The organism is Citricoccus alkalitolerans (assembly GCF_039528175.1).
GTDB classification, from domain to species: Bacteria; Actinomycetota; Actinomycetes; order Actinomycetales; family Micrococcaceae; genus Citricoccus; species Citricoccus alkalitolerans.
Genome location: NZ_BAAALH010000002.1, coordinates 508,804 through 528,713, shown reverse-complemented (window position 1 = coordinate 528,713; position 19,910 = coordinate 508,804). Strand labels below are relative to the sequence as shown.

Sequence of the window (19,910 nt, the reverse complement as noted above, 5' to 3'; positions counted from 1 at the left end):
GTCCGAAGACACCGGCGGCCCCTGATGCTGTCATGTCACCGGATCAGTCGAGCATGAACACGTCCAGAACCTCCGGCTGCGCGTCCGGGTTCTTGGTGTCCAGGATGAACGAGGTCACCGAGCCGGCCTGGGCGTCCAGGTTGGTGAAGATGCTGTAGTCGTTGGAGGCCACATACGGGGCATCCTGATCCGGATCCACCAGGGACGCGAACGGACGCTCGGACGGGACGATGGGCTCCAGGCCGCCAGGGCTGCCCTGCTCCACATAGTTGTCAGCGTTCCAGGGGGCACCGGGGACAGGGCGGGAGTCGCCGGAGAGCTCGTGGTAGGCGCCGTAGGAGTTGCCCACGTTGGAGGTCTCCAGGTAATTCACGCCGTGCTCGGACTCGAAGCGGTTCCACAGGTGGGAGTGGCCGTTGAAGACCAGGTCCACGGTCGTGCCCTCGGCATCGATCAGCGGAGTGAGGTCGGTGAGGAGCTTGTTGTCCTCCGCCTCGTACTCGTAGCGGATGCCGGTGACGTTGCCCTCGGCGTCCTTCTCCTCGATCTTCGTCGGCTCCGCGAAGGCGGGGGTCACGTTGTCACCCAGGCCCTGCGGGCCCTCGTGCATCATGACGACCACGTTCTCCGCCTCGGTGGTGGCGTCCGAGGCCAGTTCGTCCTGCAGCCAGCGGTACTGGTCCGAGTCCACGGCCAGGGTCTCGAAGATGAACGAGCCGTGGCCCTGGGCCATCGGGTCGTCCAGCGTGTCCGCGGCCTCCTGGAAACGCGAGGCGGCCTGGCGTGCGGCCGGGTCGGACTCGGCGGTGCCGGAGCGCCAGATGCGCGTGGAGTAGAGGGAGATCAGGCGGGTGTTGCCCACGCTGGTGGCGTAGTAGGTCTCGCCACCAGCCTCGGACTCGGGGAGGGTGAAGAGCTCCTCGTAGGTGGTGGTGGAGAAGGAGTTGTCCTCGATCCACTGCTCCTTGACCTCGGCGTGGCCGTCCGGGTTGACCTCTGCGGCGACCTTCTCGTATTCGGCCTCGGCCACCTCGCGCGGCACCGGGGAGTTGAAGGACTCGTCCAGGGAGGTCATGCCGTCGACCCGGCCCTGGACCTCGTGGTTACCGATGGCCGTGTAGAGCGGGGCGTACTGGATGATCTGTCCGCCGTCATAGGTCTGGCCGTTGGGAGCCTCGAAGCCGGCGTTGCCCTGCAGGCCGGGGAAGAAGGCCAGGCCGTTCTCCGAGTCGAACCACTCGGAGGCGCGGTCCGGAACGTTGGCCAGGTCGCCGGCCATGAAGACAGCGTCGATGTCACCGATGACGGTCTCGGCCCACTCGAGGTTGGCCGGGGTGTTGTTCTTGGCCTGGTGGTCCGAGGTCAGCAGGATGTTGGCGTCCTCCTCGGCGGTCTTCGCGTCTTCCAGGGCGAACGTGTCCGAGAGGACCGGCTTTCCGTCCAGGAGGGAGACCACGCGGTACTCCACCTCTCCGGCGCCCTCCAGCCCCGTCACGGTGGCCTCGTGGCGGAAGATATCCCGGGAGACGATCCCGTCCTCCTCTGCCGGGGCGTCCGAGAGCACGGACTTCGCGTCCTCGGCGGTGCGGGACATCTGCATGGTCTCCGCCCGGGTGACGGTGAACTGCGTGTTGGCCGCCTCGGACTGGAAGACGCCGGAGCGGGAGTTGGTGGCCTTGTCCACGGTGGGCATCAGGTCCTCAGGGGTCAGCCCGTAGACGTCACCGGTGATGACCCAGTGCTGGCTGCCCTCGAGTTCGGTGAACCACGCGACGTTGGTCTGGCCGACCTCGGGAGCCTGCAGGAACGGATCGGTCAGCAGGACCGGCTCGCCGGCGGGCATCTCCGGCTCGGGAACCTCCGGCTCCTCGGGCTCGTCCTCGTTCAGGACCTCGTCCATGCGGGTCATCAGTGCGGCGACCTCGCCACGGGTGATGGTGTTGTGGGGTTTGAAGGTGCCGTCCTTGTATCCGGTAGAGATGCCTTCGGAGGCCAGCCAGGTGATGGCCTCGAGGTGCGCGCTGGAGTCGGAGACGTCCTGGAAGGTGACCTCGCCGATGCTCTCCGGATCGACGGCCCGGTAGAGGAAGGAGGCGAACTCGGCGCGGGTGACGGAGCGGTTGGGCTGGAAAGTGCCGTCCTCGTAGCCGGTGGTGATCTCCTCGGCGGCGCCCCACTCGATGGCCTCGAAGTGGGTCTTGCCCAGCGGGACATCCGGGAAGGTGGCCTCGCCCGGGGTGTACTCGGGCTTGAGGTAGCGGTACACGAAGGCCATGGACTCGCCGCGGTCGATGTCCGTGCCCTTGCGGTAGGTGTTGTTCGCGTAGCCGGTGGTGATGCCGGAGCACTGCATCCAGCGGACGTAGTCGAAGTACTGCGAGCCGGGATGGTTGTCCGCGAAGTGATCCGCAGTGCACTCGGCCGCAGCCGGAGCGGCGGAGGGATCTTCGGTGTTGGTGGCGGTGGCTGGCGTGGCCAGGAAGCCGATGGTCATGAGTCCGGCCAGGGCGGCCGCTGGAAGCTTGTGCTGCATGTGGAGCTCCGATTTCAGGCCTCGGTTGCCTGACCGTGGGAGAGCCAGGCGCGAGTGATGAGAGGCGTGGGGTTTCCCCCACCGTGACCCCGCCAGTCCACCGGCCGCCGTCAACGCGCAGGAGAGCGCCTGGTGAACACCACGCTAAGAACGGTGGACATCGTGACCGCTGGTCAGGGTCGCGTAGTCCCGGGTGATCGCCGCGGCGGCGGTCTGCAGGAGGGCGATATATGGCAGCACGGGAGCGGCGTCATTGGGGACGATGACGGAGAGTGCACCCAGCAGGTCGTCCTGATGCCCGCGCAGCGGCACTGCGATGCCGCGCGCGGCGGTGTGCAGGAAGCCGTCATTGACCACGTGGCCGGTGCGGCGGATCTCGGCGAGGCGGCGGCGGATCTGGGCCGGATCCGTCACGGTCAGCGAGGTGAACTGTTTCAGCCCGGCGGCCAGTGCGGCCTCCTGCTCCCGCTCCGGCAGCCACGCGAGTTGCACGAGGCCGGAGGATGAGGCCAGTGCGGGCAGCCGCTGACCGATCACCGAATAGTTGACGACGGCGTCCGGGGCGGACAGCCGTTCGATGAACAGGACATCATGGCCCGAGAGGATCCCGATCTGCGCGTGCTGCCGGACGGCATGGTGGACCTTTTGCAGGTGGGGCAGCGCCGCGGCCCGCAGGCCTGCGGCACCGGGGGAGCGCGCTGACCATTCCCAGATCCTCGCCCCGAGTCGGTAGGTCCGGTCGGGGACACGTTCGAGCAGGCCGAGCGAGGTCAGCTCTCCCAGCAGGCGGTGGGTGGTGGAGACGGGGCTGCCGGTGCGCTGGGCGATCTCGGTGGCGGTGAGGAACACCGAGTTGGAGTCAAAGGCGTCCAGCAGGTCCACCGCACGGCTCAGTGAGGACCGGCCTGCGGACGTTCTGGCCATGGGTTTCCTTTCAAAGGGAGGACTCCGATGAGAACAGTGTGACATGACTCATAGTCGAAGGCACCGACGTCACCCAAGGAGACCACGATGCCCACACGAGAACTTCCGGCCGCCCGACGCCGCAGCCTGCTGGCCATCGGCGTCCTGTCCGTTGCCGGACTGACTCTGACCGCCTGTGGTTCCGGCTCACCCAGCAGCGCCGAAGCGGACACTGCCGGATCGTCCTCCGCCGCCGAGAAGGGGTCGGGCGAGTTGGAGTCCGTCAATATCGGCTACTTCCCGCTCGTGCACACCTCCACGCTCGTCAATGCCGACGGGCAGGGGTACCTCGAGGACGCCGGCATCGACGCCGAGCTAGTCCAGACCCAGGGCGGCGCGGCCGCCATCCCAGCGCTGGCCTCCGGGAACGTGGACGTGACCTACGCCAACTACACCTCAGCTCTGCTCGCCGCCCAGCAAGGACTGCCCATCGTCCTGATCGCCGGCAACGACGTCGGCGCCGATGACCACGGCATCTACGTGGACCCGGACTCGGGGATCGAAGAGGTCGCGGACCTGAAGGGCAAGAGCTTCGCGGTCAACAACCTGCAGAACATCGGCACGGTGGCCCTCTATGCCCAGCTGGAGGAGGCCGGGCTCTCTCCGGAAGACGTCCAGGTTCTGGAGATGCCGCTGCCGGACATGGCCGCCGCCGTGCAGAACGGCAACGTGGACGCCGTCTGGCAGGTCGAGCCGTTCCAGGTCGTTGCCGAGCAGGAGGGGCTCGTGAAGATCGGAAACCTCTTCGACGGGCCTGCCGCGGACATGCCGGTGGCCGGATGGATCACCACCCGGGACTACGCCGAGGCGAACCCTGAGATCATCGCCGGTCTGCGCGACTCCCTGAGCCGGTCCATCCAGGACCTGGACGGAAACCGCGAGGCCTTCACTGCCTTGGTACCCGAGTTCACCACCGTGACCGCGGAGGTGGTGCAGGAGATCGAGCTGCCGGTGTTCTCCGCCGAACTGGACCTCGAAAAGCTGCAGCAGGGCGCCGACCTGATGCTCGAATACGACCTGATCGACGAGGCCCTGGATGTCCAGGGCACGGCCTACACCGACTGACTGGAGAAGCCCTCATGACTGACACCACCGCCATTCAGGCCCCGGTGAGCCCCCACGGAGAGCGCCCCGCTCCACCTCTCACGGCCCCTCCCGCCCCCGCCGGAGTCCCGGTGGTCGACCGTGACCCGTTCTCGGACGAGACCCTGACCGATCCCTACCCCATGCACGAGGCCTTGCGCGAGGCCGGGCCAGTCGCCTGGCTGCCCCGTTATGGCGTCTATGCGGTGGCCCGCTATGACGAGGTGGTCCACGTGCTGCAGAACCACGAGATCTTCGTGTCCGGACGCGGCGTGGGCCTCTCGGACTACCAGAAGGAGAAACCCTGGCGGCCGCCGTCGTTGTTGCTGGAGGCGGACCCGCCCCAGCACACCCAAGCCCGCAAGGTGGCGACCTCGGTGTTCAACCCCAAGACCATGCGCCAGATTCGGGAGGAGTTCCAGGACACCGCCCATCGGATGGTGGAGGAGCTTTTCGCCGAGAACTCCACGGTGGAGATCGACGGTGTCACCGATCTGGCGGCTGCGTACCCCCTGTCCGTGTTCCCAGACTTCATCGGCCTGTCCGAGAGGGGGCGGGAGAACCTGTTGCCCTACGGCAACATGGCATTCAATGCCTTCGGTCCCCAGAACCTGCTGTATGAGCAGGCCATGGAGACCGGCGGCAAGGCGGCCCCGTGGATCGTGGACCAGTGCGTGGTGGGCACCCCCAAGCCGGGGCGGTTCGGTGCGGCCCTGCATGAGAAGGCCATCGAAGCGGGGATGGACGAGGACGAGGCCGCACGGTTGCTGCGGTCCTTCCTGACCGCCGGCGTGGACACGACCGTCCACGGCATCGGTGCCGCGCTGCGTGAGTTGGCCGAACACCCGGAGCAGTGGGCCGCGTTGCGCCAGGACCCGTCCAGGGCCCGGGCGGCCTTCGACGAGACGGTCCGCTATGTCTCACCCGTCCAGACCTTTTTCCGAACCGTGAACGAGGACACGAGGGTCTCCGGTGTACTCCTGCCCGAGGGGGCCAAGATCCTGATGTTCCTGGCCGCCGCGAACCGGGACCCGCGCCACTGGGAGGACCCGGACGCCTTTGACATCAGCCGACAGGCCTCCGGTCACGTGGGCTTCGGCTTCGGCATCCACTCCTGCGTCGGGCAGATCATGGCCCGGCTGGAGGGGGAATGCCTGCTCGGGGCGCTGGCCCGCAAGGTGGCCACCCTCGAGGTGGCCGGGGAAGCCCGGCTTCAGCTCAACAACACCCTGCGCGGTTGGGACAGCCTGCCGCTGCGGTTGACCGCGGCCTGATCCCTACTGCAGCACGTCCACCACGAGGCCATCGAGTCCGGCGTCGGCATCCTCGATGATCCCGGCCTCCTGCGAGGCCTGTGAGCCGCGCAGCATGGCCTGCTCGGGGAAGCCCCAACCGAACGTGGTGAGGATCATCGTCTTAGCGGTCTCCGGATCGATCTCCGTGAAGTTGGACAGCTCAGTTCGGAACTCGTCCGGGTGCTCCGTGGCGTACTCCTGCGATTTCTTGACGACCTTCACGAAGTCCTTGACGAACTCCGGGTCTTGGGCCCACTTCTGTTCAGAGGTCAGGTAGACGGCTGTGACGAACTCCGGGTCCACATCGATGTAGGGGTCTGCGATCAGGCGGTGCCCCGCATCCTTGGCATTGCCGAGGAAGGGCTCCGAGGTGGAGATGGCGTCCACGGAGCCACGTTCCAGGGCTGGCTGCATGTCCGGCAGGGCCAGCTCAAGGAAGTTCACCTGGTCCGGGTCTCCGCCGGCCTTCTTCACGGACTGGCGGATGGCGGCCTCGTGAAGCCCTTTGACCGCGTTGACGGCTACAGACCTGCCTTCGAGGTCGCCGGCATCCTGAATCTCCGAATCCGCGGGGACGACGATGCCGCCGTGGTCTGCGCCGGGCTCGCCCGTGGTGCGGCCGCCCTCGGCCACCGCGATCACCGGAAGCCCCTTCTCGCGGGCCTGGAAGGCGTTGACACTGCCGGTGTAGACCACGTCGTACTGGTCCTGCAGCAAGGCGGGGATGGAGATCGAGCTTCCGGTGGTGAACTGGATGTCGACCGTCATGCCCTTCTCGGCGAAGAATCCCTTCTCCTCGCCAAGGTAGATGGCGGCTACGTCCACCACGGGTACGGCAGCCACCCGGACGGTCTGCAGTTCACCGTCAGCCGCGGCGCCGGAGGCTTCGGACGCCGCAGGAGAGGCGGCATCCGCAGTGGCCCCCTCTGAGGTGGCAGCACCGGAGGTGGTGCCGCTGCCGCAGCCGGTCAGCAACAGCATGGAGGCGGCCGCGGTGGCGAGGATGGCGCGAATTCTGTTCATGGGTACCTGCCTTGAGTGATCCGGAGGGGTCCGGCGGAGTGGGGCCAGAAAGGCCACTTTCCGAGTTGCAATTGCAACGAGTGTCGCATCTCACATACGATTCGACAAGTACCAAAAATCGTGGGCTGGGGCTGGGGAGGAGGTCTGGTGGTTCAGGCGTTGTCGAGTGAGGGCGGGTTGTTCATCAAGGGAATGTTCTCGTACATCCGCCGCAGGAAGGACTGCAGCACCTCGCGTTCCTCCGCGGAGAAGCCGTGCACCATCAGCTCTGCGCGCTCCAAGGCCACGGGCAGCACCGCATCGTGCACCTCGGCTCCTTCGGGGGTCAGGAACAACCGGCGGCGGGATCCCTCCTGCTCCCAGCAGATGAGTCCCTTGTCCCGCAGCCGCTGGAGGCGGCGGCTGACCACCGACTTGTCCAGGGCCACCTGCTCCGAGATGTCCACCGCCTGGCATCCCGGGCGGTTGGACAGCGTGGACAGGATGGCGAAGTCCGGCGAGGTGACCCCGAACCGCTCGTTGTAGAGGCGCGAACCACCCCACACGTGGGCATTGTCCACGAGGGACAGGTAAGCCGGGGGGAAGGTCTCCCGGTCGATCGTGTGCTTGAGTCGGGTGCGGATCGGTTCGGCGGCGGACGTCATGTGGCCCATCAAACCATCAGTAGTGACCATTGCAGAGACGAAGGACAGCATGAAGAAGCTCATCAACAACCCGCGCAACGTCGTGGTCGAATCCCTGACCGGACTGGTGCGGTTGAACCCGGGCCTGCGGTTGCTGGAGGGCTCCCGCACAGTGGTGGAGGCACGCGCCTCCGAGCGCTGCCGGGTGGCTGTACTCTCCGGCGGTGGTGCCGGCCACGAGCCTGCACATGCGGGATTCGTGGGAGCCGGCATGCTGGCCGGTGCGGTCTCAGGTGAGGTCTTCACCTCCCCCTCGGTGGACGACATCCTTGCCGGCATTCGTGCGGTGGACTCCGGGGCTGGGGTGCTGCTGATCGTGAAGAGCTACACGGGTGACCGGCTGAACTTCGGATTGGCCGCGGAACTGGCCCGCGCGGACGGCATCGACGTCCGGATGGTCGTGGTGGCGGATGACGTCGCCCTCGCCGGGTCCGAGGACCATGCGGGGCATCGCGGCATCGCGGGCACGGTGCTGGTCCACAAGATCGCCGGGGCCGCGGCTGCCGCCGGCCAGGACCTGGAAGCTGCGGCGCGAACGGCACAGACTGCGGCGGACTCCCTCGCCACCATGGGCGTGGCCCTGGGCTCATGCACCGTGCCGGCGGCCGGAAGTCCGAGCTTCGAGCTCGGTGAGGACGAGGTCGAGTGGGGCCTGGGTATCCATGGCGAGCAAGGGGTGCAGCGCTCCGCCCTGGCGACCGCCACCGAGACCGTGGACCGGTTGCTGTCCGCTTGCCTGGCGGTGGGTCGGATTCCCGAGACCGGCCGGGTCGCCCTGCTGGTCAACAACCTGGGCGGCAGCTCAGTGATGGAGATATCCCTGGTGGCCGACGCCGCCCTGAGCCGGTTGCAGGAACGAGGGCTCGACGTGGTGCGGGCGTGGTCCGGCACCTTCTTGACGGCCATGGAGATGGAAGGCGTGTCCTTGTCCCTCCTGGCCGTGGACGACGGCCTGCTGGAGCTCCTGGATGCGCCGGCACAGACGTCGGCGTGGCCTGCCCTCTCCGGCCGGGTGAATGCCGAGCCGATCCTGGCAGCGCCGCCGGCCGATGCGTTCGCCCTGGAGGGTCCGGCGCTCGCCGGACCCGGGTGGACGGTGCTGGAGGGTGTCCTGCGGGCGTTGCAGGACGCGGAGCCTGAGCTCACGGCCATGGACCAGCAGGTGGGAGACGGCGACCTCGGCCACAGTCTGGACCGCGGCGCCCGCGCGGTGCTCCAGGAACAGGCCAGCCTGCCGTGCCGTCCGGACCTGCTGCTGCGGCGGGTGTCCGCGGTGGCCCGCAAGAGCATCGGTGGCACCTCTGGGCCCCTGTATGCGGTCTTCCTGCTGATAGCCTCCGAGGCGCTGGCCGGCATCGAGCGGCCGGTCTCCGCTGACTGGGCCAGGGCGCTGGCTGCCGGCCAGCACGGGATCCAGGATCTGGGCGGGGCCCGCCCCGGGGACCGCACCATGCTTGATGCCCTCGCCCCGGCGGCTGAGGCCTTCGCCGGTGCCGGGTCCGCACCGCTGCCGTTGGCCTTGCGCGCCGCTGCGGACGCGGCCCGGGCCGGCGCCGAGGCCACCGCGGACATGGCCCCGCGCCGGGGCCGTTCCAGCTACGCGGGGGACCGCGTCAAGGGGCACCCGGACCCGGGCGCCTGGGCTGTCTACCTGTGGCTGGACGCGGTGGCCCGGGCGGCGGCCTGCAACTGATGCGGATCTCCGACGGAGGTTCGGCGGGAGTGGGCTACTTCAGCGTCACCCGCATCGGCATCGCGGTGTAGCCACGCAGCCAGTGGTTGAGCTTGCGCACGGGTTCGGCCGTGACCTCGAGCGAGTCCACACGGGTGGCGAAGGCCGTCAGCAGGCACTCGGCCTCCATGCGGGCCATCATCTGGCCCACGCAGGCGTGGATGCCGTAGCCGAAGGCCGAGTGGCCGCGGACGTCGCGAGTGATGTCGAAGGCCTCTGGGTTGGGCCAGCGTCTCGGATCCCGGTTGGCGGCGGAGAGGCAGTTGATGATCTTCTGCTCGGGTTCCAGCACCGCCCCGCCGAGTTCGGTGCGCTTGCCCACGGTCCGGCCGATGTAGGGACTCGGGGCATGGCAGCGCAGGGTCTCCTCGAAGACCGTACGGGCCAGGGACGGATCCGCACGGAGGGCGGACCAGGCGTCCGGGGTGCGGGACAGGGCCAGCAGGGCGTTGCCGATCCCGAGCATGGTGGTGTCCAGTCCGGCGGAGAGGAAGGTCCGCACCAGCAACCCGGCCGTCTCCTCCGTGATGGCACCCTCGTCCGCCGCGGCGAAGAACTTCCCGGCGAGTTTGGTCTGGTCCAGGTTCTCTCGGCGCATCTGCCATTCCACGTACTCGGTGGCCTCGGCCGCCTGGACCACCGCCTCCTCGTAGAGCGCGTCGTCCCGGGGGCCCATGGCCTGGAAGTTCAGGTTGGCGTACTTGAGTAGGAACTGCCGCCCCTCGGGGGCCAGCCCCACGGCGTCCGGCAGTACCCGCAGCGGAAAAGCCTCGGCGAGGTCCGTCACGGCATCGAACTCGCCCCGGGCACAGACCTCGTCCACCACGGCGAAGGCCTCGGCCTGGAAGTCCTCCTTGAGCTGCTTGACGACCTTGAGGGAGAGCACCGAGTTCATGAGCTTGCGCGTGGCGGTGTGCTGCGGTTGGTCCTGCTCCAGAATCACGCTCGGCTTGCGCCAATTCGCCTGCAGGGCGGTGTTGGTCAAGCCGGTGCCGTGCGAGGAGATGAAGGTCTCCTGGTCCAGGAAGATCTCCTGGACCAGGTCCGCCCGGCCCGTGGCCCAGACGCCGTGGGACTCGAGCCAGACGATCGGTCCGGCCTCGCGGATCGCGTCCTCGACGGGGTGCGGGTCCTGCAGCGAGGGGACGGAGAAGGGGTCCACATCGAGTAGGGGTACGCCGCCGGCCACGGTGGTCATGGTCTCTCCTTCACCGGCCCGGAGGCCGCTCGTTGCAATTGCAACTCAGTGTGCCATGAGTCACTACCTCGAGCAACGTCCGAGGCCTTGCGCAGGCGCCGCCCCTCATCGATCCGAGCGATATGGGGCCCGAAGTTCGCCTCGGCGAAGGTGACCATCTCGGTGATGCGGCGCGGGGGCCGGCTCCGGGCCTGGGGTTTGAGCCAGGCGATGTGCACGAAGACGTTCCCGTCCTTGACGTTCAAGGGCACCTCGACCACCGGATGACCGTCCACGGTCCACGGGGACGCATCCGGCTGCACCAGGATGGCCACTCCCAGGCCCTTGCCCACGAGGGCGCGGGTCAGGGGCAGGGACGAGGTGACCCATGCGATGCGCTCGTCGTCCTCCGTGGTGTCCAGGTCCCGGAGCGTGTTCGCCTTGCTGGGGGCGTCGCCGAGCAGGATGATCTTCTCCCCGGTCAGATCGGCCAGGGTCACGGAGGGCCGGTTCGCCAGCGGGTGGGAGGCCGGCATCAGGACGTAGGGTGGCCGCTCGAGGATGGGTTGGTGATCCACCTCGGCCGGGACCTCATGGAGGTAGGTGAAGCCCACGTCGATGGCGCCGGACGTCAAGCCGGCCATCAGCTCGGCATGCTGGACCTCCACGAAGGACAGCTCCACCAGGGGATGCTCCTCGGCGAAGTCCCCCAAGAGCAGGGGGAGGACATAGGGTGCCAAGGTCTGATAGACGCCGATCGTCAACGGGCCGCGCAGCTGACCGTCCCGCTCCTGCAGGATCCGGCCAGCCTCCTGCGCGGTGTGGAGGACGATCCCCGCCTCCCGGTGCAATTGGCGGCCCGCGGCGGTGGGCCAGGCGCCCTGGGCCTTGCGGCGGACGAGAAGCCGTTGGCCGACCTGCTTCTCGAGTTCGTCGATCGCCGAAGACACGGAGGACTGGGCCGTGTGCAGATCACGGGCGGCGGCGGAGAGGGAGCCGGTCCGGATCACGGCATCGAAGATCTCCAGCTGGCGCAGGGTGAAGGGCAGGGCCACGGGGCTCCTTTATCGGTCAAAGCGATGAACTATCCCTAATCTTCCACTTTGCGCCGATGTGGTGTCCAGCACATTCTGGAGGTCACGTCACCCGCTGATCCCGGCACCGCCGCCGGGCCGACCAACCAGGAGCCCACCATGCCCACCATCACCTACCACCAGCCCGACGGCGACACCCAGGTCATCGAGCTCGAGAAGCCCGAGCGCATCATGCAGGCGGCGCTGAAGAACAGTGTCCCCGGCATCGTCGGGGAATGCGGCGGTCAGGCGATGTGCGCCACGTGCCACGTGTACGTCCGTGAGGACTACCTCGAAGCCCTGCCGGAGATCGGCGATGACGAGGAGGAGATGCTCGAGGTCACCGCCTCGGAGCGCGATGAGCGCCGGAGCCGTCTGGGCTGCCAGATCGAGGTCGGCGGCAGCGGCCCGGACGCCATCGAGGTCGATATCCCTGAAGAGCAGGTCTGAGCCATGAGTGAGCTCCAGAACCAGAGCCAGAACCGGGCCTCAGCGGCGGACCGGGGCGGCCGCGGCGTGGTCATCATCGGCGGCGGCCAGGCCGGGCTGCAGGCCGCAGCCTCCCTGCGCTCCGAGGGCTTCGACGGCAAGGTCACCATCGTGGCCGAGGAACCCGGCCTCCCCTATCAGCGGCCGCCGCTGTCCAAGGACTATCTGAAGGCCCGTCCTGCTGACGGTGCTGACGGGGCCTCTGCCTCGCCCCTGCCGTTGCGCGGCGAGGCGTTCTTCGCCGAGCAGCAGATCGACCTGCGCACCGGTACCGCCGCCGTGGCCGTGGACCGGTCCGCCCAGGCCGTCTCCCTGGCGGACGGAGCCGTGCTGGACTATGACTCGCTGGTCTTCGCGACGGGTGCCCGCAACCGCGAGCTGCCGACTCCGGGTATCGATCTGCCGGGCATCCACGGACTGCGCACCCTGGAGGATGCCGAACAGTTGGGCCGAGCCCTGGATACCGCGAGGAACGTGGTCGTGGTCGGCGCCGGGTTCATCGGCCTGGAATTCGCGACGGCGGCGCTCGCTCGAGGCTGCCAGGTCACCGTCCTGGAGTTCGCGCCCCGCCCTATGGGCCGTGCGCTCACCCCGCTGCTGGGCGACTGGTTCGCCGGCGCCCACCGCGCCCTGGGCATCGACCTGCGGCTGAACGAGGGCATCGCGTCCTTCGAGGCCGGCGACGACGGCCGGGTCGGGTTCGCCGTCTCGACCACCGGGGACCGGTACCCGGCAGACCTGGTGGTGGCCGGCGTCGGGGTCCAGCCGAACGACCAGTTGGCCACCGAGGCCGGGCTGGAGACTGCCAACGGGATCGTGGTGGATGCCCACCTGCGCACCGCGGACCCGGACATCTACGCGATCGGGGACTGCGCCGCGTTCCCCTGCGTGCACGCCGGCGGACCGTTCCGGCTCGAGTCCGTGCAGAATGCCACCGACCACGCGCGGCACGTGGCCCGGGTGATCCTCGGTGCCGAGGACGCGTATGCGGAACTGCCGTGGTTCTGGTCCACCCAAGGCCCGTTCCGGTTGCAGATGGCGAACATCGTGCGGGCGGGCGACGAGACCGTGGTGGTGGGTGACCCTGATCCTGCCCACCCGAAGTTCTCCGTGTTCTGCTTCCGCGACGGCATCCTGGCCGCCGTGGAATCGGTGAACATGCCCAGTGACCACCTCTCCGCGCGGAAGGTCCTCGCGGCCGGGATGCAGATCACCCGCGAAGAGGTCCTGACGGAGGGGTTCTCCCTCCGTGCGGCCTACAAGGAGCGTGCCCAGCCGGCGGCGGTGTGACCGCTCGCTCTTCGTGCAAGCGGCGGTCGATCTCGCACCGTGCTGGGGCGGGAAGGCCTCAGCACGGGGAAATCGACCGCCGCTTGGCGTCGTGGACGGGAGGAGGCGTCAGCCGACAGGCGAGCCGTCTGCCTCACCGGACGAGGGCTCCGCCTTCAGCAGGCCCAGGGCATGGGGCTCCTGAAAGTTGCGCAGGCCGATGGTGCCCATCTCGCGGCCGATGCCGGACTGCTTGATGCCGCCGAAAGGGGCACGCTGGTCCAGCAGTGCGGGTCCGTGGGTGTTGTGGAAGACGTAGCCCGCCTGCAGTCGTGAGCCGACGTCGATGGCGGTCTGCTCGTCAGAGGTCCACACGGAGTTGCACAGGCCGTATTGCGTGTCGTTGACCATCCGAATGCCGTCCTCGAGGTCCTCGAAGGTGAGGATCGGGATGGTCGGGCCGAACTGCTCCTCGGTGACCACCCGGAGGGCCGGGTCCGGGTCCAGTACGAGTGAGGGGCGCATGAAGTGTCCCTCAGCCCATTCGCCGCCGGGCAGCTCGCCGAACTCGCGGACCTCGGCACCGGAGTCCTTGGCCTCCTGGACCAGGGCCTGCACGAACTCGAGCTGTGCCTTCTGGTGGAACGGGCCCATGGTGGTGGCGGGGTCTGTGGCGGGCCCGAGGGTGACGCCTTCCAGGCGCCTGGTCAACTCGGTGACGAGTTCGTCCCTCTTGGAGGAGTGGACGTAGATGCGCTTGGCGTTCATGCAGACCTGGCCGGTGGTGCCGAAGATGCCCATGAACAGCAGGTCCATGTTCTGCTCGGTGAACTCGGCGTCCTCGAGAATCAGCACGCCGTCATTGCCACCGAGTTCCAGGGTGACGTTGGTCAGCGTCTGCGCGGCCATGGACATGATCTTCTTTCCGCCACCGACAGAGCCGGTGAAGCAGACCTTGGCCACGCCTTCATTGGAGACCAGGGCCTCACCGATCTCCGCATCCTCGCCGGTCACCACATTGAGAACACCGGCGGGCAGCCGCTCCGCCACGCGCTGAACGGCGCGGGTGGTGGCCAGTGGGCAGGAGGGCGGTGGCTTGACCACCACGGTGTTTCCGGCCATCAGGGCATAGGGCAGGGAGGCGCCCAGGATGGCGATGGGCCAGTTGAAGGGCACGATGATCGTCACCACGCCCATGGGCTGATGGGAGATGCGCACCTCGGTAGGCGGCCCCGGGAGGGTCTCGACAGCGTCCACCTCCTCGGCCAGGCCGATCGCCAGCTCGAAGCGCTGGAGCAGGCCCATCAGGTCGAAGGTCGATTCCCCGACCACCTTGCCGTTCTCGGAGGAGAGGATGGCGGCCTCCTGTTCGGAGCCCTCCATGATGGCGGCCGCAGCCGCGGTCAAGGCCTCGCCGCGCTCGGTTCCGGACAGGGCGGCCCAGGCAGGGAAGGCGTCCTGGGCGGCGGCGACGGCGGCCAGTGCCTGCTCGCGCGACGCGGCGGCCGCCTGGCCCACCACCTCGGAGGGCTTGGCGGGATTGACGACGGTCAGCGTCGACTCGCCCTGGTGTTCCCGGCCCCCGTAGTACAGCGGTGTGCTGGGACGATCGTGATCCTCGATGCTTCCCGGAGATGGGGAGGTGGTGGTGTCAGTCATGATGCCTCTTTCAGGGATGATGAATGCGGCCGATCTGAAGTGAAATGCCGAAAACAAGTTCGGTGGAAACCGATTCCGCGGTGAGACGGTGAACTCTGGCGACGCAGGTGCGCCAGCGTGAGCCACATCACTTCAAGGATAGTGAACCAAAGCTGTTCGGGGTGCGTCAAGGAAGTGTTGCCGCCGAGGGGTGGTTTTCGGTGCAGCGATGTGCGGTTGGGTGGATTCCGCAACAAAAGCCCAGGTCAGGAAGCCTGAAACGTAGTTAGCGCAAATTTGCGTGAAATACCCCTTTACGTGGACCCCTGGGGGAGCCTATGGTCTCGGGAGACATAGATCACATCTCAGCGAAGTGGCTGGGCAACCCGATTTCCTTGGGGGAGCAGATGGCGGCAACGATCACCAGGCCGGAGACAGGCGTTTCCGAGTTGGAGGACCTTTCGTACGAGCTGAGGGAGAAATTGCTCCTTCTCTGCGGAGAGTATGACGGTTCAGTTCACATAGGTGGTGATCTTTCCTGTGCTGACATATTGACCTTGTTGTTTCAATACGGAATGCACGTGGATCCACAGGACCTGCACAACCCCGAGCGGGACCGGTTCGTCCTCAGCAAGGGCCACGCAGCGGTCTGCATGTACATCACGATGGCCATCCGTGGGTTCTTCGACTACCGCGAGATCGTGGACACCTACGGCCAGCTCGGCTCCGCCTACGGCATGCACCCGTGCAAGGTGCAATTGCCCGGTGTGGAGGTGTCCACCGGCTCCCTCGGCCACGGCCTGCCGCTGGCCACCGGCATGGCCCTGCACGGCAAGCGCAGCGGCATGGACCACCGCGTCTTCACCCTGATGGGGGACGGCGAGACGGGCGAGGGCTCGGTGTGGGAGGCCGCACTGGCAGCCCACAGCAACAACCTGGGCAATCTGGTGGCGTTCATCGATCGCAACCGGCAGTTGATGACGAGTTTCTCCGAGGAGCGCGTGAAGCTGGAGCCCTATCCGGACAAGTGGCGTGCGTTCGGCTGGAACGTCATCGAGGTGAACGGCCATGACATGGCCGCCCTCGTGCAGGCCTTCGACTCTCTGCCGGCCCCGGACTCGGACGTGCCCACGGTGGTCATCTGCGACACCGTCAAGGGCAAGGGCGTCGACTTCATGGAGCGCAACCTGGCCTGGCACGCCGGCTCCCTCAATGACACGGACCTGGCGCGGGCGCTGACCTCGCTGGCCCACGGACGAAAGGCGGCGTGAGCATGTCCACCGCAGCCAAGACAGTGACCGAACCCGGCACGGACCAGATCACCTCCTTCACCTTCGGAGAGTTGCTCTCCTCCCGGACCGTGATCGGTCAGACGCTCAAGGAGCTCGGCGAGACCCATGACAACCTGTGGGTGCTGACACCGGATATCGGGGCCACCCTGGTCGAGTTCCGGGACGCCTACCCGGACCGTTTCGTGGACGTGGGCCTGTCCGAACAGGCCTGCGTGGGCATTGCCGCCGGCCTGGCCAACGAGGGCAACATCCCCGTGGTCTCCGGCATGCTCCCGTTCCTGAGCATGCGCGCCCTGGAGCAGGTCCGTTCGGATATCTGCTATCCCAACCTTCCCGTGAAGATCGTCGGGACCCATGGCGGGCTGGTCGGCAACGGAGGCTCCACCCACTACGCCGTCGAGGACCTCGGCCTGATGACCTCCCTGGTGAACATGACCGTCACCTCTATCGGAGACCCCCTCATGGTCGGGGAGGTGTTGCGCCAGTCCATGTCCATGCCCGGGCCGCTGTACATCCGGCTGGCCGTCGGCAAGAAGGACAAGGTGGTCTACGAGCCCGGCTCCGTGCAGATCGAGATCGGCAAGGGCATCACCGCCCGCGAGGGCACCGACCTCACCCTCTTCGCCCACGGCGAGACCGTGTCCCAGGCTCTCGAGGCCGCGGACATCCTGGCCGCCGAACACGGCATCGACGCCCGCGTGGTGGACATGTTCACGCTCAAGCCGATCGACGAGGACCTCATCCTGCGCTGCGCCGAGGAGACCGGCCGGTTCGTGGTGGTCGAGGACCACCTGGCCTACGGCGGGCTCGCCTCCCAGATCTCAGACGTCATCGCGGACCGGGGCATCCGGCTCGACGGCTTCCGTCGGCTGGGGATCCCCCAGGTCTTCGCGGGCTTCGGCGAGGACACCGAGCTCCGGGACAAGCACGGCTATGGGCTGCAGGCCACCGTGGACGCGGCCCTCACGGTCTCCGGTGGCGGCCCTGCCGGACGCGGACGCGCGGAGGTCACCGCATGACCAGCACCACCACCACCGTCAGTGCTGCTCCGGAAGGGGCATCGGGCGACGTCGAGACCGTCGCGGTCACCCGTATCGGCAGCCTTCGGGCGCCCGACGCCGGCCAGCGCGGCAGCATCGGCGTCGTCACCTTCCCGGCGGACGCCGTGGGGCCGCAGGACGTGCGCATCACGGTCGCCTACGCCGCGATCTGCGGATCCGATCCGCACCTGGCCGAAGGCTTCTTCGGCACGGAGGTTCCGATCGGGCTGGGACATGAGATCTCCGGCGTCGTGGCCGAACTGGGTCCGGAGGTCCGCCGGGCCGACCTGCGGGTGGGGGACCGTGTCTCCGGCAACTTCGTCCGCTTCTGCGGGGCCTGCCAGCCCTGCCAGGACGGACGCCAGCAGTTCTGCGAACACCTGGGCGACTACAACCGTCCCGGCATGGCCCGGTCCGTCGTCTGGCACGAATCCCAGGTCTACAAGCTTCCGGAGGAGGTCTCCCTGCTCAAGGGCTGCCTGCTGGAGCCGACCTCCGTGGCCGTGCGGATCGCGGACAAGACCCGCGTTCGTCCGGGCGATCGGGTGGCGATCTGCGGCGGCGGGCCCATCGGCCAGCTCACTCTGCAGCTCATGGCGCGGTACGGGGCCACCTCGCTCACCCTCATCGAGCCGATCGCGGAGCGCCGCGACCTCGCCCGGCGCTTCGGAGCGCTCCACGTGATCGACCCCAATGACGAGTCCCTGGAGGAGCGGACACGTGAGATCACCGCGGGGGCGGGATTCGACGTCGTGATCGATGCCTCCGGCTCCCGGCACGCGGTGGCGGGTCTGCTGGACATCGCGGCCCCAGGCGGCACCGTGGTCTACGGGGCCATGTACCCGGAGGACTACGAGCTGCCGCTGAACCTCTCCGACTACCTCTACCGCAAGGAGCTGACGCTGACCGGGGTCTTCGTCTCTCCCTACACGTTCCCGCGGGCCGTGCGGCTCTTGGACGAACTGGACCTGGAACCCTTCCTGCAGTCGGTCTTCGACCTGGAGGATGCGTCCGAGGCCTTCGAGACGCACATGGGGGGCACCTTCCCCAAGGTTGTCATCCGCTGCAACCGGCTGCCGGAGGACGCATGAGCGCTCCGGTGATGGAACAGCGAGACGAGGTCGGGGCCGGGCGCCTGGCGCTGCGGGCCACCGGCATCTCCAAGCATTTCGACGGCGTGGCCGCCCTGACTGAGGCGCGGCTGGAGGTCCGGCCCGGGGAGATCCATGCCCTGCTCGGGGAGAACGGTGCCGGCAAGTCGACACTGATCAAGATCCTGACGGGTGTGTACCGTCCGGATGCCGGCTCGATCGCCTCAGATGGCGAGACAGTTCAGTTCACCGGGGTGAAGGACGCCCATCAGGCCGGCGTGGTCGCCCTGTACCAGGAGCTGTCCATCGTGCCGACGATCAGCGTGGCCGAGAACATCCTGCTCGGTGAGCGCACCCCGAACACCGCGGGCCTGGTGCGATGGCCGGAGGCCCACCGTGAGGCCCGCCGGCACCTGGACCGGCTCAACCAGCGCATCCCCGTCCGTCGGCTGGCCGGGCAGCTCTCGCCGGTGCAGCAGACGATGGTGGCCGTGGCCCGTGCTCTGGCCGCCGACGCTCGCGTCCTGATCCTCGATGAGCCCACCGCCTCCCTGACGGACACCGAGATCAAGGACCTCTTTGCCGTACTGCGCAGCCTGCGCGACGAAGGCGTCGGGATTGTCTATGTCTCGCACCGGCTGGAAGAGGTGTTCGAGCTGTGCGACCGCGTGACGATCATGCGCAACGGATCGACCATCTCCACCCGGGACGTCGCGGACATCACGATCGACAGCGTCATCTCCACCATGGTCGGCCGCGCCCCGGGCGAACTGTTTCCGGAGCGGGGCACCGCGACGGACCGCGCTGTGGTCTCGGTTGAGTCGCTGACCGGCCGCCGGGTCCAAGACGTCTCGTTCACCGCACATGCCGGCGAAGTCCTCGGTATCGGCGGACTGGCCGGTTCCGGGCGCAGCGAACTCTTGCGCCTGCTGGCCGGGGCCCAGAAGGCCACCGGAGGCACCATCACGGTGGCGGGGCGGGAACTGCCCGCCAAGGGCGACGTCGGCGCGGTCCTGAATGCCGGCATGGTGCTGGTTCCCGAGGAGCGCCGCAGTCAAGGCGTATCCCTGAACGCCTCGATCCAGGACAACATCGCCCTGGCCAACCTGGAGAAGGTCAGCACCGGAGGATGGGTGTCGGCCCGCCGGGTGACCGAGTTGGCGCGCCGGAGCATGGAGAACCTGCGGATCAAGGCGCGCGGCCCACGGCAGCACGTCGGTCTGCTCTCGGGAGGCAACCAACAGAAGGTCGTCCTGGCCAAGATGCTGGCCCGGGAGCCGCACGTCCTGTTGCTCGACGAACCCACCCGGGGGATCGACGTCGGCACGAAGGCCGAGATCTACCGCCTCATCCGCGAGCTGGCTGCCCAGGGGACCACGATCATCGCCGTGAGTTCCGAACTACCCGAATTGATCGGCCTCTCCGATCGAATCCTCATCATGCACGAGGGCCGGATCTCCGGGCAGGTGCCCGCCGAGGGCGCCGACGAGGAGCTCCTGCTCTCCTATTGCTACGGAAGGAATGCCTGA

General features: G+C 67.8%; 16 protein-coding genes. 9 read left to right on the top strand and 7 right to left on the bottom strand.

Annotated elements, in window-relative coordinates; all coding sequences use genetic code 11:
- Positions 1–43: 43 nt before the first annotated feature.
- On the bottom strand, positions 44–2,533 hold the full coding sequence (locus ABD134_RS08260; protein WP_344228539.1) for an S-layer homology domain-containing protein: 2,490 nt from the start codon (positions 2,531–2,533) through the stop codon (positions 44–46).
- A gap of 144 nt (positions 2,534–2,677) precedes the next feature.
- Positions 2,678–3,457 carry an IclR family transcriptional regulator gene (locus ABD134_RS08255; protein ID WP_344228537.1) on the bottom strand — a complete coding sequence of 260 codons (780 nt, stop codon included), beginning with the start codon at positions 3,455–3,457 and terminating at the stop codon, positions 2,678–2,680.
- 87 nt (positions 3,458–3,544) lie between these two features.
- Between ABD134_RS08255 and ABD134_RS08250 the strand changes: the two genes are divergently transcribed.
- A complete protein-coding gene (locus ABD134_RS08250; RefSeq protein ID WP_344228535.1) occupies positions 3,545–4,561 on the top strand; it encodes an ABC transporter substrate-binding protein in 1,017 nt (338 codons plus the stop codon).
- Between the two features lie 14 nt (positions 4,562–4,575).
- Entirely contained in the window at positions 4,576–5,853 is a 1,278-nt protein-coding gene (locus ABD134_RS08245) for a cytochrome P450 (protein ID WP_344228533.1), read from the top strand.
- Between the two features lie 3 nt (positions 5,854–5,856).
- Here the strand turns inward: ABD134_RS08245 and ABD134_RS08240 are convergent, their stop codons facing one another.
- Positions 5,857–6,897: an ABC transporter substrate-binding protein gene (locus ABD134_RS08240; RefSeq protein ID WP_344228532.1), complete on the bottom strand. Its 1,041-nt coding sequence runs from the start codon at positions 6,895–6,897 to the stop codon at positions 5,857–5,859.
- 152 nt (positions 6,898–7,049) lie between these two features.
- Positions 7,050–7,541 (bottom strand): MarR family winged helix-turn-helix transcriptional regulator, encoded by a 492-nt coding sequence (locus tag ABD134_RS08235; protein ID WP_344228530.1) that lies wholly within the window; start codon positions 7,539–7,541, stop codon positions 7,050–7,052.
- A 49-nt stretch (positions 7,542–7,590) separates the two neighbouring features.
- On the opposite strand from ABD134_RS08235, the gene ABD134_RS08230 reads away from it, so the two are divergent.
- Entirely contained in the window at positions 7,591–9,273 is a 1,683-nt protein-coding gene (locus ABD134_RS08230; protein WP_344228528.1) for a dihydroxyacetone kinase family protein, read from the top strand.
- A 34-nt stretch (positions 9,274–9,307) separates the two neighbouring features.
- Here the strand turns inward: ABD134_RS08230 and ABD134_RS08225 are convergent, their stop codons facing one another.
- Together ABD134_RS08225 and ABD134_RS08220 are read right to left on the bottom strand one after the other, a co-directional pair.
- Positions 9,308–10,510 (bottom strand): cytochrome P450, encoded by a 1,203-nt coding sequence (locus ABD134_RS08225; protein WP_344228526.1) that lies wholly within the window; start codon positions 10,508–10,510, stop codon positions 9,308–9,310.
- Positions 10,507–11,544 carry a LysR family transcriptional regulator gene (locus tag ABD134_RS08220; protein WP_344228524.1) on the bottom strand — a complete coding sequence of 346 codons (1,038 nt, stop codon included), beginning with the start codon at positions 11,542–11,544 and terminating at the stop codon, positions 10,507–10,509. The genes ABD134_RS08225 and ABD134_RS08220 overlap by 4 nt, the downstream gene beginning before the upstream one ends.
- A 138-nt stretch (positions 11,545–11,682) precedes the next feature.
- On the opposite strand from ABD134_RS08220, the gene ABD134_RS08215 reads away from it, so the two are divergent.
- Together ABD134_RS08215 and ABD134_RS08210 are read left to right on the top strand one after the other, a co-directional pair.
- Positions 11,683–12,012 carry a 2Fe-2S iron-sulfur cluster-binding protein gene (locus ABD134_RS08215; RefSeq protein WP_344228523.1) on the top strand — a complete coding sequence of 110 codons (330 nt, stop codon included), beginning with the start codon at positions 11,683–11,685 and terminating at the stop codon, positions 12,010–12,012.
- A 3-nt stretch (positions 12,013–12,015) separates the two neighbouring features.
- Complete coding sequence (locus tag ABD134_RS08210; RefSeq protein ID WP_344228522.1) at positions 12,016–13,341, top strand: NAD(P)/FAD-dependent oxidoreductase; 1,326 nt, start codon at positions 12,016–12,018, stop codon at positions 13,339–13,341.
- Between the two features lie 108 nt (positions 13,342–13,449).
- On the opposite strand, the gene ABD134_RS08205 is transcribed toward ABD134_RS08210, so the two are convergent.
- A complete protein-coding gene (locus ABD134_RS08205) occupies positions 13,450–14,979 on the bottom strand; it encodes an aldehyde dehydrogenase family protein (protein ID WP_344228521.1) in 1,530 nt (509 codons plus the stop codon).
- A 317-nt stretch (positions 14,980–15,296) separates the two neighbouring features.
- On the opposite strand from ABD134_RS08205, the gene ABD134_RS08200 reads away from it, so the two are divergent.
- Genes ABD134_RS08200 through ABD134_RS08185 form a run of 4 tightly spaced genes read left to right on the top strand, consistent with a single transcriptional unit; the run spans position 15,297 to position 19,910 of the window.
- Positions 15,297–16,229 carry a transketolase gene (locus ABD134_RS08200; protein ID WP_344228520.1) on the top strand — a complete coding sequence of 311 codons (933 nt, stop codon included), beginning with the start codon at positions 15,297–15,299 and terminating at the stop codon, positions 16,227–16,229.
- Positions 16,230–16,231: 2 nt separating this feature from the next.
- Positions 16,232–17,269 (top strand): transketolase family protein, encoded by a 1,038-nt coding sequence (locus tag ABD134_RS08195; protein ID WP_344228519.1) that lies wholly within the window; start codon positions 16,232–16,234, stop codon positions 17,267–17,269.
- Positions 17,266–18,381 carry a zinc-dependent alcohol dehydrogenase gene (locus ABD134_RS08190; RefSeq protein ID WP_344228518.1) on the top strand — a complete coding sequence of 372 codons (1,116 nt, stop codon included), beginning with the start codon at positions 17,266–17,268 and terminating at the stop codon, positions 18,379–18,381. Before ABD134_RS08195 ends, ABD134_RS08190 begins: the two co-directional genes overlap by 4 nt.
- Complete coding sequence (locus ABD134_RS08185) at positions 18,378–19,910, top strand: sugar ABC transporter ATP-binding protein (protein WP_344228517.1); 1,533 nt, start codon at positions 18,378–18,380, stop codon at positions 19,908–19,910. Before ABD134_RS08190 ends, ABD134_RS08185 begins: the two co-directional genes overlap by 4 nt.

Bases quoted from the DNA above. Each gene is read 5' to 3' on its own strand.
- ABD134_RS08260 (WP_344228539.1), bottom strand. From the start codon at position 2,533: ATGCAGCACAAGCTTCCAGCGGCCGCCCTGGCCGGACTCATGACCATC.
- ABD134_RS08255 (WP_344228537.1), bottom strand. From the start codon at position 3,457: ATGGCCAGAACGTCCGCAGGCCGGTCCTCACTGAGCCGTGCGGTGGAC.
- ABD134_RS08250 (WP_344228535.1), top strand. From the start codon at position 3,545: ATGCCCACACGAGAACTTCCGGCCGCCCGACGCCGCAGCCTGCTGGCC.
- ABD134_RS08245 (WP_344228533.1), top strand. From the start codon at position 4,576: ATGACTGACACCACCGCCATTCAGGCCCCGGTGAGCCCCCACGGAGAG.
- ABD134_RS08240 (WP_344228532.1), bottom strand. From the start codon at position 6,897: ATGAACAGAATTCGCGCCATCCTCGCCACCGCGGCCGCCTCCATGCTG.
- ABD134_RS08235 (WP_344228530.1), bottom strand. From the start codon at position 7,541: ATGACGTCCGCCGCCGAACCGATCCGCACCCGACTCAAGCACACGATC.
- ABD134_RS08230 (WP_344228528.1), top strand. From the start codon at position 7,591: ATGAAGAAGCTCATCAACAACCCGCGCAACGTCGTGGTCGAATCCCTG.
- ABD134_RS08225 (WP_344228526.1), bottom strand. From the start codon at position 10,510: ATGACCACCGTGGCCGGCGGCGTACCCCTACTCGATGTGGACCCCTTC.
- ABD134_RS08215 (WP_344228523.1), top strand. From the start codon at position 11,683: ATGCCCACCATCACCTACCACCAGCCCGACGGCGACACCCAGGTCATC.
- ABD134_RS08210 (WP_344228522.1), top strand. From the start codon at position 12,016: ATGAGTGAGCTCCAGAACCAGAGCCAGAACCGGGCCTCAGCGGCGGAC.
- ABD134_RS08205 (WP_344228521.1), bottom strand. From the start codon at position 14,979: ATGACTGACACCACCACCTCCCCATCTCCGGGAAGCATCGAGGATCAC.
- ABD134_RS08200 (WP_344228520.1), top strand. From the start codon at position 15,297: ATGGTCTCGGGAGACATAGATCACATCTCAGCGAAGTGGCTGGGCAAC.
- ABD134_RS08195 (WP_344228519.1), top strand. From the start codon at position 16,232: ATGTCCACCGCAGCCAAGACAGTGACCGAACCCGGCACGGACCAGATC.
- ABD134_RS08190 (WP_344228518.1), top strand. From the start codon at position 17,266: ATGACCAGCACCACCACCACCGTCAGTGCTGCTCCGGAAGGGGCATCG.
- ABD134_RS08185 (WP_344228517.1), top strand. From the start codon at position 18,378: ATGAGCGCTCCGGTGATGGAACAGCGAGACGAGGTCGGGGCCGGGCGC.